At 70.4% G+C, this 12,834-nt stretch carries 14 protein-coding genes; 3 read left to right on the top strand and 11 right to left on the bottom strand.

Translation table 11 applies throughout. The features are described 5' to 3' along the window. Window positions 1–3: 3 nt before the first annotated feature. Window positions 4–510 carry a DUF2244 domain-containing protein gene (locus ACLF3M_RS17650; RefSeq protein ID WP_430658275.1) on the top strand — a complete coding sequence of 169 codons (507 nt, stop codon included), beginning with the start codon at window positions 4–6 and terminating at the stop codon, window positions 508–510. A 9-nt stretch (window positions 511–519) separates the two neighbouring features. Here the strand turns inward: ACLF3M_RS17650 and ACLF3M_RS17655 are convergent, their stop codons facing one another. From ACLF3M_RS17655 to secB, 3 genes are all read right to left on the bottom strand, one after another. Next, window positions 520–966, bottom strand: a complete 447-nt coding sequence (locus tag ACLF3M_RS17655; protein WP_430658276.1) for a helix-turn-helix domain-containing protein — start codon at window positions 964–966, stop codon at window positions 520–522. Between the two features lie 213 nt (window positions 967–1,179). After that, entirely contained in the window at window positions 1,180–2,742 is a 1,563-nt protein-coding gene (gene lnt, locus ACLF3M_RS17660) for an apolipoprotein N-acyltransferase (protein WP_430658277.1), read from the bottom strand. An 8-nt stretch (window positions 2,743–2,750) separates the two neighbouring features. Continuing rightward, window positions 2,751–3,245 (bottom strand): protein-export chaperone SecB, encoded by a 495-nt coding sequence (secB, locus tag ACLF3M_RS17665; protein ID WP_430658278.1) that lies wholly within the window; start codon window positions 3,243–3,245, stop codon window positions 2,751–2,753. A 130-nt stretch (window positions 3,246–3,375) separates the two neighbouring features. Between secB and ACLF3M_RS17670 the strand changes: the two genes are divergently transcribed. Beyond that, window positions 3,376–4,095: a DUF1194 domain-containing protein gene (locus tag ACLF3M_RS17670; RefSeq protein WP_430658279.1), complete on the top strand. Its 720-nt coding sequence runs from the start codon at window positions 3,376–3,378 to the stop codon at window positions 4,093–4,095. A gap of 80 nt (window positions 4,096–4,175) precedes the next feature. Here ACLF3M_RS17670 and ACLF3M_RS17675 read toward each other — a convergent pair whose 3' ends face one another. The 6 genes from ACLF3M_RS17675 to ACLF3M_RS17700 form a co-directional block, all read right to left on the bottom strand. Next, window positions 4,176–4,592, bottom strand: coding sequence for a DUF3775 domain-containing protein (locus ACLF3M_RS17675; protein ID WP_430658280.1), 417 nt, complete (start codon window positions 4,590–4,592; stop codon window positions 4,176–4,178). Between the two features lie 75 nt (window positions 4,593–4,667). Further along, a complete protein-coding gene (locus ACLF3M_RS17680; RefSeq protein ID WP_430658281.1) occupies window positions 4,668–5,498 on the bottom strand; it encodes an aldo/keto reductase in 831 nt (276 codons plus the stop codon). Then, a complete protein-coding gene (locus ACLF3M_RS17685) occupies window positions 5,495–6,520 on the bottom strand; it encodes a WD40 repeat domain-containing protein (protein ID WP_430658282.1) in 1,026 nt (341 codons plus the stop codon). Before ACLF3M_RS17685 ends, ACLF3M_RS17680 begins: the two co-directional genes overlap by 4 nt. A gap of 150 nt (window positions 6,521–6,670) precedes the next feature. Continuing rightward, window positions 6,671–7,651, bottom strand: coding sequence for a CobW family GTP-binding protein (locus ACLF3M_RS17690; protein ID WP_430658283.1), 981 nt, complete (start codon window positions 7,649–7,651; stop codon window positions 6,671–6,673). A gap of 80 nt (window positions 7,652–7,731) precedes the next feature. Continuing rightward, window positions 7,732–8,316: a transposase gene (locus ACLF3M_RS17695; protein ID WP_430658284.1), complete on the bottom strand. Its 585-nt coding sequence runs from the start codon at window positions 8,314–8,316 to the stop codon at window positions 7,732–7,734. A 261-nt stretch (window positions 8,317–8,577) separates the two neighbouring features. Further along, on the bottom strand, window positions 8,578–8,973 hold the full coding sequence (locus tag ACLF3M_RS17700; protein WP_430658285.1) for a hypothetical protein: 396 nt from the start codon (window positions 8,971–8,973) through the stop codon (window positions 8,578–8,580). Between the two features lie 166 nt (window positions 8,974–9,139). On the opposite strand from ACLF3M_RS17700, the gene ACLF3M_RS17705 reads away from it, so the two are divergent. After that, window positions 9,140–9,958: an alpha/beta hydrolase family esterase gene (locus ACLF3M_RS17705; protein WP_430658286.1), complete on the top strand. Its 819-nt coding sequence runs from the start codon at window positions 9,140–9,142 to the stop codon at window positions 9,956–9,958. 30 nt (window positions 9,959–9,988) lie between these two features. On the opposite strand, the gene ACLF3M_RS17710 is transcribed toward ACLF3M_RS17705, so the two are convergent. Then, complete coding sequence (locus tag ACLF3M_RS17710) at window positions 9,989–11,809, bottom strand: calcium-binding protein (protein ID WP_430658287.1); 1,821 nt, start codon at window positions 11,807–11,809, stop codon at window positions 9,989–9,991. Window positions 11,810–11,950: 141 nt separating this feature from the next. Then, window positions 11,951–12,811, bottom strand: a complete 861-nt coding sequence (locus tag ACLF3M_RS17715) for a GNAT family N-acetyltransferase (protein WP_430658288.1) — start codon at window positions 12,809–12,811, stop codon at window positions 11,951–11,953. Between the last annotated feature and the right edge of the window lie 23 nt (window positions 12,812–12,834).

Here is a 12,834-nt window from a genome sequence, read left to right on the forward strand (position 1 = left end):
CCGATGTCAGGGGGTGCCGAGACCATCCTGTTCGAGGCGGTGAGCCACCCGCCGGCCGGCCTCACCGCACGGGGCATGCGCTGGCTCGCCGGCCTGGCGCTGGGCGCCGCGGCGATCCCCGCGGTGCTCTTCACCCTGCTCGGCGCCTGGCCGGTGCTGGGCTTCCTTGGCGCGGAGGTCGGGCTGGTCCTGTTCCTGGTGGCCCTGCACCGGAGCTGGAGCCGGTCGGCCGAGGAGACGGTCCGCATCGCCGGCGGCAGGCTGCAGGTCCGGCGGCGCGACGGGCGCGGCGGGCAGGAAGCCGTGGAGCTCGATGCCTATTGGTCGCGGCTGGAGATCGAGGAACGGCCCGGCGCGGTCCCGGTGTTGCGCGCGGTGGCGCGCGGCGACAGCGTCGAGCTGGGCCGGTTTCTCTCGGCTGAGGAAAAGCTGTCCCTGGCTGAGGCGCTGGACGCCGCGCTCCGGTACTACCGCAGCCCGAGTTTCGACAACCCACAGTTGCGGTCGTAACCGCCGAGGCTACTCGACCGGCGCCAGACTCTTGATGAGGTCGAAGACGCGCTTGCGAACCGAAGCGTCGGTGATGCGGTAGTAGGCGCGCACCAGCTCCAGCGTCTCGCGCCGGTGGAGCGTGTCGTCCTCGAAGCCGTCCTGGGTTTCCTGGAAGCCACCGAAGCGGCGATGCTTCTCGCCGCCCATCTCGGGCGGCATGTCGTCGAAGAAGAAGCCGATCGGCACGTCCAGCACGCGCGAGAGGTCGAAAAGGCGGCTCGCGCCGATGCGGTTCACCCCACGCTCATACTTCTGGACCTGCTGGAATGTCAGGCCGAGGGCCTCGCCCAGCTTCTCCTGGCTCATGCCGAGAAGCGTGCGGCGCAGGCGCACGCGGCTGCCCACATGCACGTCGATGGGGCTCGGCCGGTGCTCGCGCTCCGCGCCGCGCTCCAGGACGTCGTCAGTCGCCATCGTCACGTCTCCGCACTCCGTCGCACGCTACGGTTCCGCCCGGACAGGCCATCGCGGGAAGACCGGGGACCACAGGCAACGGCGCAGGGAGAACGCCGTCCGTGCCGCACGGGTTACACGCAGGGATGAGAGTTTGTCAACTCTTTTGATTAATCTCAAATTTTATCCGCAACCGGTACGCGCACGCGGCGCTGCGAACTCTTCCTAGACTCTTCATGCACTTGTGCCGCTTCGTGAAGATCGGTTGCCAAGACCAGCCAAAATCCACGTCAGCGCGATCAGCAGGATGGGGATTGCCAGTCCCAGGCGAGCGAACGGGGTCGGGGGCGCCGCCTCCGGCAGCGGCGCCACCACCACCCCCATCCGGCCGAGCCCCATGCTCGCCACAACCCGCCCGCGAGCATCGAACACCGCGGAGATGCCGGTCTGCGCCGCGCGCACCAGCGGCAGCCCTTCCTCGACCGCCCGCAGCCGCGCCGCCGCCAGGTGCTGGTAGGGGCCGGCCGAGATGCCGAACCAGGCGTCGTTGGTGATGTTGACGAGGAAGCCCGGCCGCTCCGGCCCGACCACGGCGCCGGGGAAGATCACCTCGTAGCAGATCAGCCCGGTGAAGGCCGGGATGCCGGGCAGCGACACCGTGCGCAGCCCGGGGGCTGCTGAGAAGTCGAGGTTGCTCATGGTCAGCCGCACCGGGATCAGCCCGCGCAGCGGCATGTATTCGCCGAACGGCACGAGATGCGCCTTGTCCACGACGTCGAGCACGCCTCCCGCGGGATCGAGCGCGACCATGCTGTTCCAGACCTGCGTCGCGCGCCCGTCCTCGAACCGCGCGCGCACGGCGCCGGCCAGCAGCAGCCCGCCCGGGGGCAGGTTCTGCGCGGCGATCCGCGCGGCCTCGGCGTCGTTGGCCAGCAGGAAGGGGCTGGCGGTCTCGGGCCAGACCACGAGGACGCGGCTGTCGGGGGCTTCCTCCCCCGCGATGCGCACGCCATCGGCGGTGAGCTCGGTGTAGCGGCGGAAGATCGGCCAGCGCGTGTCTTCCCGCCACTTGGTCTCCTGCGGGACGTTGCCCTGCACGAGGACGAGGGCGACGGGCTCCGGCGCCGGCTCCTCCGGCCAGAGGCGGACCAGGCCGATCGCGGCCAGCCCGACGATCCCGGCCGCCGTCACCCACCAGCCCCGGCGTGCCAGCGGGGCGAGGACCATGATCGCGGTGAGGAGGCTCAGCCCATGCACCCCGATCCAGGCCGCGGCCTGCAGGGGCAGCGCGTCGAAGGCCCAGACGGTGCCGAGCAGGTTCCAGGGGAAGCCCGTGAAGAGCACGCCGCGGAGCAGTTCGGCGGCGACCCAGGCGCCGGCGAAGGCCAGCACGCGCGGCCAGCCCGGCCCGACCAGGCGCAGCACCAAAGCGGGGATGATCGAGAATGCGCCTAGCGGCAGGGCGAGCGCCGGCACCGCGAGCGGCACCAGCCACCAGTACCGCTCGACGTCGGTCAGGATGGCGTTGGTCAGCCAGTGCAGGCCGGCGACGTGGAAGCCCCAGCCCCAGAACAGCCCGACCAGCGCTGCGCGCAGCCGCGTCGGCGCTTCGCCCGCCATGACGTAGAGAGCGGGCAGGCCGACCAGCAGGATCGGGATGAGATGGACGGGCGGCATCGCCAGCGCGGAGACGGCGCCGAGCGCCCAGGCCAGCCCAAGCGCCCGGGCGAAGCCGCGCCCCGCGAGGTGCCGGGTCAGCCTCTCGCGCCAGGGGACGGACCTGGCGCGGCGGAGCATCGCCGTGCTCAGGCGGTCCCCACCTGCTGCCCGCCCCTCCGGCTCTGCCACAGCGCGACGAAGTCGATCGGCGCCAGCAGCACCGGCGGGAAGCCGCCGTCACGCGTCACGTCGGCCAGGATGTTGCGGGCGAAGGGGAAGAGCAGGCGCGGGCACTCCACCAGCAGCACGGGCTCCAGGTGCTCCTGCGGGATGTTGACGGTGAAGACGCCGCAATAGACGAGCTCCGCGATGAAGCAGCTGGTCTCCTGCACCTTGGCGTCGGCGCGGATCTGCAGGCTGACCTCGTACACGTTCTGCTGCCCCTCGACCGGGCGGGCCTGAACGTCGAGCGTCAGGTCCACCCGCGGCTGCTCCCGCAGGTTGACGAAGATCTCCGGCGCGCCCGGCACCTCGAAGGACAGATCCTTGGTGTACTGGATGTTGAGCTGCAGCGGCATCGCCTGCTGCTGGCCGTTGGACGGCCCGTTGGGGGGAATGGGGGAGGAAGGGGCGTCCGACATGACTGATCCGCTGGCTGGCGTGAGGCCGCCGGGCTAGCACGGCCATCCCGGCGCGGCCAGCGCAGGCAATGCTTGCCCCCGGCCCCCGCGTTGCGGTTCCATGTCATCCCTACGGGATGGGAGAGGTGCGATGCGCCGCAGGACCCTGCTCGCCGCGGCCGGGACCGCGGCCCTCGCTCGCCCTGCCCGCGCGGACGAGCCGGTGGATGTCGCGCTCGTGATGGCGGTGGATGTCAGCCGCTCCATCGACGAGGACGAGGCCAGGCTGCAGCGCGAGGGCTACCGCACCGCCGTCTCCGATCCGCGCGTGGTCGAGGCCGTGCGCGGCGGCATGATCGGCGCCGTCGCGCTCTGCTACATCGAATGGGCGGGGATCGAGTACCAGCGCGTGGTGATCCCCTGGACCCGCGTCGGCAGCCAGCGCGACGCCGACACCTGGGCCGAGACGCTGGCCAACGCGCCGCGGACGTCGCTGTCCTGGACTTCCATCTCCGGCGCCATCGAGGCATCGCGCCGCGCGCTCGCGGAATGCCCGCATGAGGCGACGCGCAAGGTCATCGATGTGTCGGGCGACGGCGTGAACAACAGCGGGCCCCCGGCCGAGCAGGCGCGTGACCGCGCGGTGGGCGAGGGCATCACCATCAACGGCCTGCCCATCCTGAACGACCGCCCGACCTTCGGCCGCCCGCCGCCGATCCCGCTCGACCAGTACTACCGGGAGAGCGTGATCGGCGGCGCCGGCGCCTTCATGATCGCGGCGGAGGATTTCGACGCCTTCGGAAATGCCGTGCGGCGGAAGCTGATCAGGGAGATCGCGGGGATCGGCGGGGCAGTGGCGGAGTACACGTAAGGGGCGCTGGCGCCCGCGCTGCCACGCTTCGCTCCCCCCGCATCCCCCTCCCCTCCCCCGCAACCGCGGGGGAGGGAGGCTCAGCGCTCCACGTCCTCGATGCTGAAGCCGAAGGCCGCGACGCCCTCGGCCAGCAGGTCGCCGAGATTGTCGATCTGCAGCAGGTATTCCGCGGTGTCGCGGCCTTCGTTGCGCTCGGCCGCCAGCGCGCGGGCCTCGTCCCATTCCTCCGTCCCGTAGTCGCCGCGGCCGATCCAGGCGAGCGCGATCAGCGAGGCCTGCTCGTCCTCGTTCAGCTCGGCGATGAAGGCGCGCAGGCTCTCCTCCGTCAGGTCGTCCGGATCCTCCTCGAGCAGCGCGGCCTCGCTGTTCTCATCCTCGCCGGTCGGGTCGGTGCCGGTTTCCTCGGTGCCCTGCAGCGCGCGGGCGTGGTCCACGATCGCGGCCACCGCCTCGAGACTGATGCCGAGATCCACGTCGTCGTCGTCGTCAGCCATGCATCCCCCTTGCGGCGGTCGCGGGATCAGAGCGGATCGCGCGGCGCGGTTCCACCGTCGGCGCAAACATCCGCGTCACCCATTCACCCAGTCCGGCGCCATGCCGGGATTCACGAAGCGGCGATCCTTGGGCAGAGCGGCCAGCGCCGCCAGGTCCTCGGCGTCCAGGGTCACGTCCAGCGCGCCGAGATTCTCCCTCTGCCGGGCCGGGGACGCCGCCTTCGGCACCATCGCGACGCCATCCTGCGCGAGCAGCCAGGCCAGAGCGACCTGGGCCTTGGTCGCACCATGCTTCGCCGCGACGCGGCCGATCGCCGATGCATCGAGGCTCGCGCCCTTGGCCAGCGGCGAATAGGACGTCACGACCATGTCGTTGGCCCGGCAGATGCGCCGCAGCGCCGACTGGTCGAGGAAGAGGTGGTTCTCCACCTGCAGACAGGACAGCTGCACGCCGGCGTCGATGGCGCGCTGCAGCAGCCTCGGCGGGAAGTTCGACACGCCGATCGCCCTGGCGCGGCCTTCCGCGCGGATCGCGGCAAGGCCCTTCAGCGCATCCTCGAGCTGCAGCTGCGGGCTCGGCCAGTGGATCAGCAGCAGGTCCACATGGGGCATCGCCAGCCGCTCGAGGCAGTCGTCGAAGGCGCGCCGGATCGCCGCACCGTTGGTCTTGTCGTTCCAGATCTTCGTCGTGACGAAGACCTGCTCACGCGGCAGGCCGGACGCCCGGATCCCCGCGCCGACCGCGTCCTCGTTGCCGTACATCTCGGCGGTGTCGATGTGCCGGTATCCCAGCGACAGCGCGGATTCCACCGCCGCCCGGCATTCCCTGCCCTTCATCGGCCAGGTGCCGAGGCCGATGCGCGGCATCGCCATGAAGGGCGCGGTCAGGATGGGCATGTCGGTCATAAGTCGCGCCTTCCGAGATCCACCAGGCCGGCGCGGCCGGCTTCCGTCCCGAAGGCGAGCAGCGCGCCGTTCGGGCTCCAGCTCAGCGCGCAGACCGGACTGCCCGCGGGCGGCGCGACCGGCACAACCTTGCCCGAGGCGATCTCCGCGATCAGCACCAGGCCGTCGCCGAAGCCGGCGGCGACGACCTCGTGCAGGGGATGGCAGGCGACGGCGGTGCAGAAGACCTGGTCGCCGCCGGCGAGCTCGGTCGGCGCCTTGCCCATCGGCCCGCCGCCGAAGAAGGGCCAGAGCACGACGGATTCCGCCCCCGAGGTCGCGAGCCAGCGCCCGCGGGAGGAGAAGTCGAGGCTCCGCGTCTTCCCGGGATAGCCCGACATCCGCATGTGCTGCCCGTCCGCCAGGCGCCAGCCATGCAGCGAGGGTTCCTGCATCGCGGTGACGACGTGCGTGCCATCCGGCGAGAAGCGGATGGCGTGGTGGCTGCCCTTCCATTCCAGCAGGCGCGGCTTGTCCTCCTTCGCGCCGACGAACCAGAGGCTCGCGCCGTTGTAGTGGCTGGCCGCGATGCGCTTGCCCTTGGCGTCGAAGGCGATGCCGCCGACCGAGGAGGGATGCGCCAGCGACTTCAGCGGCCCGCCGGTGCCGAGGATGTGCAGTGTCTTGCCGACGGCCGCGGCGCGCAGGCCGGAGTCGTGCGACGCGACGTGGTCCACCCACTTGCCCTTGTAGTCCGCGATCGTGGTGGTCGTGCCGTCGGGCGCGGTGCGGACGAGCAGCCCGTCGTCGCCGCCGGTGAGCCAGCCTTCCTTGATGTCGGCGCAGGCCGAAAGGATGCCGGCATCGTGCGCGGTGACGGCCGTCCAGTCGCCCGAAGTCGCGGCGAGATGGATCGTGCCGTCGGCAAGTGCGAAGGCGAGGCGGCCGGAGGCGTCGAAGGGCGCGCCGATGACCCAGGCGCCCAGGTCTTCCGTGCGACCGCGGGACGTCAGGAGGAAATCGGCTTCGGCGACTTCAGCCATGGTAGGCCCGCCCTTCCCCGCCGCTGGTTTCCCTCCCCCGCGAGCGGGGGAGGGTTAGCGTGGGCGCGCGAGGAGAAGAGCGCGCTGGACGACCGCAACGCGACCCCATGAAGGTTCTTGTGCGGACGAGAATCGCGCCTGAGAACCGCATCACCCCTCCACCTGGCAGCTCTCGAACCCCCGCCGCAGCTGCGGCCGGTTCAGGTCCCTCCCGATGAAGACGATCTTGGACCTGCGGGGATCGCCCTCCCTCACCTCGCCGATGTAGTCGCCGTCGGCGATCATGTGCACGGCCTGGAAGGCGAAGCGGCGGTTGTCGCCGGCGTAGTAGAGGATGCCCTTGGTCCGCAGCAGGTCCTGGCCCTTGGTCTGCAGGAGCTGGCTGATCCAGGCATTGAACTTCTCGGCGTCGATCGGCTTCGAGACCTCGAAGCTGACGCTGTTCACCTCGCTGTCATGCTCGTGGTGGTCGTCACCGGACAGGAAGTCCGGCTCCTTCTCCAGGATGCGGGCGAGGTTGAAGGCGTCGCGGCCGATGACGCTCTCCAGCGGCACGTCCGACTTGGTGCTGCGCCTGATCTCGGCATAGGGATTGATCTGCTTGATCAGCGTCTCGACCTCGTCGGCCTCGGCCGGGCTCACCAGGTCCATCTTGTTCAGCACGATGATGTCGGCGAAGGCGATCTGCTCCTGCGCCTCGCTGCTGTCCTTCAGCCGCGCCGGCAGGTGCTTGGCGTCCACCACGGTGACGATCGCATCGAGCTTCGTGGCGCGCTTCACGTCCTCGTCCACGAAGAAGGTCTGCGCGACGGGGGCGGGATCGGCGAGGCCCGTGGTCTCCACGATGATGCCGTCGAAGCGGCCCTTGCGCTTCATCAGCCCGCCGATGATGCGGATGAGGTCGCCGCGCACGGTGCAGCAGATGCAGCCGTTGTTCATCTCGAAGACTTCCTCGTCGGCATCCACGACGAGGTCGTTGTCCACGCCGAGCTCGCCGAACTCGTTGATCACCACGGCGAACTTGCGGCCGTGGTTTTCCGACAGGATGCGGTTGAGCAGCGTGGTCTTGCCGGCGCCGAGATAGCCGGTGAGAACGGTGACGGGGATCTGGCTGTCCTGGCTCTGGGACATGGGTGGCGCCTTCCGGGGTGCTGAGGGGGTCCGTTGGCCGGGTTATATGGGAGCCGGAGGCCCTTTCCACCCTGCCCGTCTCAATCCGTCAGCCGCCACTGCCGCCTGTCCCCCGCCATCATCCGCAACAGCAGCCGCAGATAGCGGTGCAGCGGGCGGTTCCACGGCCCGCGGAACAGGATCCGGCCATACAGCATCGCCCTTTCCGACAAATCGGGCCGCGGCAGGAAATCGGGCGCGCAGGGCAGGGCGGAGAGCAGGCCGAGCCGCTTGGCCATCAGCAGCTGCCCCAGCCGCATCAGCCGCGCCACCCGCCGCCAGGCCCGCGCGATCCGCCAGGCCAGGCTGCCCAGCCTCGTCGCCAGCGCCGGGGAGGAGAGCCCGACCAGCAGCCGGTCCAGCAGCCCCGCTCGGGCATGGCGGCAGAGCGCACGGTGCACCGTGCCGGGCTTGCCCAGCGCCTCCGGCATCTCGCGCCAGGGGCCGGAGGAACAGGCCACCCAGAAGATGGCGTCCCAGAGCCGGCGCGGATCGACGGGACGGCGCCCCGCCGCCCCTTGGGCCGGGGCGACCAGCGTGGCGAGTCCCGCCCATTCCGCATCCGTCATCGGCGCCCAGTCGTGGCGCGCGAAGCGGCGGGGGGTGAGGACGAGGGAGGTGGGCATGGAGCCCTCCGGGCCGTTGGACCGGCAAGGCTACAGGAAAATAATCCTTGGCTTCAACCGCTTTCCGCCGCTGTTCCGTGCGGAGCGCGCTGCCCGCCTCGGCTCAGGGATGGGCGAAGGGTGAGGGCCGGCCCGAAGCGGAAGAATGGGCCGGCCCTCAGTTGGCGCCGCCGGACAGGTGGGGATCGGCGGGCTGTCCGAATGCTGCCAGCCCGGCGCATACCGGCGATGTCGCGCCGGTTTCGCGGGTTTCGTTCCGTTTCATTCAGCCGTGAGACGGCCTTCGGGCAGGGTGAGGCCGCGCGGCGCCGGCATGGCGATCGGGGCGCCGGTGGCAGTGCCGTTGAAATTGACGCCGTTCGGACCGCCGCCGTTCAGCGAGACTCCGTTGTCGACGAAGCCGTTCGACGTCAGCGCGTTGTCGATGAGGCCATTGTGCTGGATGCCGTTCAGGCCGCCGCCGTTCAGGTTGATGCCGTTCAGGTTGATGCCGTTTCGGCTGATACCGTTCAGGTTGATGCCGTTCAGGCTGGCGCCGTTCAGGTTGATGCCGTTCAGGCTGGCGCCGTTCAGGCTGACGCCGTTGTTGCCGCCGCCGGCGAGCGCCGGATTGGCCAGCAGGCCGATTGCGAGGAGGCCGGTCGCGATGCGGATCATGGGGTGTTCTCCGGTTGTCGTCGGGGGGCACCGTCGCCCGCCGTAACGACCTTCTCGCGCAACCATGTTTCGTTCCGACTTCGACGCGTTTCGTGACGTGTCGCGCGTGTCGCGGCCGCGAAACGGAACGCTTCCCGCCGGGGACGCGCCATGCCAGCATCGCGGCATGGAGCACGCCCCGCGCCGCCTCCGGCTGGCCGTCTTGCTGATGCTGTTCGCCGTGCCGGCCCTGGCCTGCGGCCCCGACACGGATTGCGTGCTCGGCGAGCGCACCTACCGGATCCGCATGCCGGACCACGCGACGGGCCCGGTCGGCGCCATCGTCTTCGCGCATGGCGCGGGCGGGAAGGCGTCCGACATCATGGAGGACGAGGAGCTCGCCCAGGCGGTGTCGGGCCTCGGCCTCGCGCTGATCGCGCCGCAGGCCGCGCCGGGGCGCAGCTGGCGCATGCGCCGGACGGAGGCGCAGCCGCCGGGCGAGACGATGATCGAGATAGAGTATCTCGACCGCATGATGGCGGATGCGGCGTCGCGTTTCCCGATCGATCGCAGCCGCGTGATGATGAGTGGCATGTCGGCGGGCGGGATGCTGACCTGGTATGTCGCGTGCTACCGGCGCGACGCCTATGCCGGCTTCGCGCCCATCGCCGGCACCTTCTGGACCATGATGCCGACGGATTGCGGCGCGCCACCGTCCTGGATGCGCCACATCCACGGCCGGCAGGACCAGACGGTGCCGCTGGCCGGGCGGACAGGGCGCGGTGGCGCGCGGCAGGGCAATGTCCACGAGGCGATGGCGATGCTCGCCAGCGCCGGCGGCTTCGGCCCGCCGCGCCAGGCCGTGGTGGACGGCCAGGACTGCGAAATTCGTGGCAATGGGCCGGGCCAGGTGCTGGAGCTGTGCCTGCACGATGGCGGGCACGACTATCGCGTGGCGGACATCGTCAGCGCCTGGCGGGCGCTGGCAGCGTATCGGGGGTGGTGAGGGAGGGCGCGGCGCGCCCTCCCGTCCGGTTCAGAGGATGATGTCGCTGGCCGAGAGCGGCGTCGTGATGCCCGAGAGCAGGATCTCGAGGTCGGCGACGCCGTCGCCGTTCACGTCGCCGCGGATCAGCAGGCCCGCCGCGCTGCTGTCCTGCCAGAGCGCGCCGGCGGTGGGTGCGACGGGCTTGCTGTCGAACAGCGTGAAGAGCTGGTGGTCCGCGAGCTGCGAGTTCGCGTCCGTGAAGAGCAGGTCCACCTTGTCCACGCCCTTCTCGAAGCCGTAGATCGTGTCGCGCACCGAAGCCGTGCTCTCGGCCGCCAGGTAGTAGCGGAACTGGTCCGCGCCGGCGCCACCGAACAGCGCATCCGCGCCGCCGTCGCCCGAGATGGTGTCGTTGCCGTCCTCGCCATAGAGGAAGTCGGCCGAGGCGCCGCCGAACACCATGTCGTTGCCGGCGTCACCATGCACGGTGTCGAAGCCGGCATCGCCATAGGCCATGTCGTTGCCGGCGCCGCCGCGGACGAAGTCGTTGCCGGTGCCGCCGCTGGCCATATCGTCGCCGGTGCCGCCCAGGACGGTGTCGTTGCCGGAGTTGCCCGTCAGGTTGTCGTTGCCGGCATTGCCCTGGATGTAGTCGTTCTCGGAGCCGCCATCGATGCTGTCCGCGCCGCCCGAGACGATGCTGTCGGCCTGGTCGCCGTAGATCGTGTCCGCGCCGGCGTGGCCCTGGATCTTGTCGTTGCCGTCGCCGCCGCGAATGAGATCGTTGCCGCCGCCGCCATACGCCTCGTCATCGCCCGTCCCGCCCCGCAGCGTGTCCGCCCCGTCCTGGCCGAAGAGCGTATCGGCGCCCATGTCGCCGTCGATCAGGTCGTTCCCGGCGCCGCCATCGAGGTTGTCGTTGCCGCCATCCGGCACGGCACCGTCGCCGCGGATCGTGTCGTTCCCGAGGCCGGCTGAAGCGGTATCGGCACCGGCACCGCCGTTGATGCTGTCGTTGCCCTCGGCCGCCGCGGTGCCGAGCTGGTTGTTGATGTAGGTCGTGCGCGTCGTGGTGAAGACGTCGTTCCCGGCGCCTCCGTCCAGCGTGTCGCTGCCACCGTTCGTGTTCATGCTGTCATTGCCGGCCAGGCCGAGCAGCACATCCGAACCGGCGGAGCCGCCGATGGTGTTGTTGAGCGAATTGCCCCAGCCCGTCACGCCGGCCGGCGCCGCCTGGGTCAGGTCCACGACGAAGTAGAGCTTCTCGAGATTGGCGCCGAGCACGTAGCTGTTCACCGTGTAGGGATTGACGATGACCGTATCGATGCCTTCGCCGGCGTTCTCGACGATCGTCGCGCCGAGCTTCTGGACGCGGTAGGTGTCGTTGCCGATGCCGCCGGCGAGCAGCCAGCCGACCTCGCCGGTCATGGTGTCGTCGCCGCCCTGGCCATACAGCGTGTCCGCGCCGAAGTCGCTGGTGTAGGGAGCGCCGTAGAAGTTGTCGTTGCCGTCCCCACCGAAGATGAGATCGTTGCCGCCGCCGACGTGGAAGACGTCGGCGCCGCCGCCGCCCCGCACGGTGTCCGCCCCGTCCCAGTCGTAGATCTCGTCCGCGCCGGCGCCGCCGTCGATGCTGTCCTCAAGGCCGCCGCCCGTCAGGGTGTCGTTGCCATCCTCGCCGTACAGGGTGTTCTGGCCGTCCTCGCCGCGGAGGTAGTCGTTGCCGGTGCCGCCCTTGAGGAAGTCGTTGCCGCTGCCGGCCCGGACGTAGTCGTTGCCCGCGGCGGCGTTGATCACGAAGGTGTCCGTGGAAGCGCCGAGATCCTGGAAATCGTCGCCGCTGGTGAGCGTCTTGATGATGAGGGCCATGGTCCGTCTCCCGTTTGCCGCGCGCCGCCTCTGGCGCCTGGGGAGAGGATGCCCGGGCCTTGTTTCACGGGGATGGTGCGGCGAGCCGCGGGCGTAACAACCGCTTCGCCGCGCGTTTCAATTGCTTCGCGGGTGAGCCCGCTACTCCTCCTTTGCGCCGCCCGCGGTGCGCTCGTAGTGGCGGTAGTACTTCTCCGTCACCAGGTCGGTCTTCACCACGACGCAGACATCGGTGGTGTTGAACTGCTCGTCGATCACCGCGCCGTCGCCGACGAAGCCGCCCAATCGCAGATAGCCCTTCACCAGCGGCGGTAGCGCGACCAGCGCGGCCTTCATGTCGATGCGCTCGATCGGCATGCGGTCCATCGACACGTAGCGCGCGGGCAGCGCGCGCGCGCGCAGCGCCGGCGGAGCCAGGTGGTTCGCATGGAGGTAGGAGAGCTGCGGCGCCAGCGCATCGAGGTCGGTCCCCGGCAGCGACGCGCAGCCGAACATCAGCTCGATCCGGTGGCGGAAGACGAAGGCCGCGATGCCGCGCCAGAGCAGTTGCAGCGTGCCGCGCGTGCGATAGGGTGCCGCGACGCAGGACCGGCCGAGCTCCATCACCTCGCCCGGGAAGCCCGCCAGCATGGACACGTCGTACTCGCTTTCGGAATAGAACCGGCCGAGCCTGCGCGCGCCGGGGCGGCGGATCAGGCGATAGGTGCCGACCACGGCCTCCGGCCCGTTGCCGATGTCGTGGTCGAGGACGAGCAGGTGGTCGGCGACGGCGTCGAACTCGTCGCTGTCGCGATGTGCCGCGGCGGTCGCCGCGTCCGCCTTCGCACCCATCTCCTCGTAGAAGACCTGGAAGCGCAGCGCCTGGGCGGCGTCGATCTCGGCCCCGGATTCCGCGAGGCGCAGGCCCAGATTGCCGGCGCGCAGCTCGCCGAAGGCGGGGATCGCCGGCGGCGGCTCGCGCAGCGGCGCCGGGTCCACCGGCAGCGGGCCGTCGACGCTCATGCCGCCTGCGCCGCGCGTTCCGG

Origin of the sequence: Falsiroseomonas sp. HW251, assembly GCF_050563545.1 — a bacterium.
Classification (GTDB): Bacteria; Pseudomonadota; Alphaproteobacteria; order Acetobacterales; family Acetobacteraceae; genus Falsiroseomonas.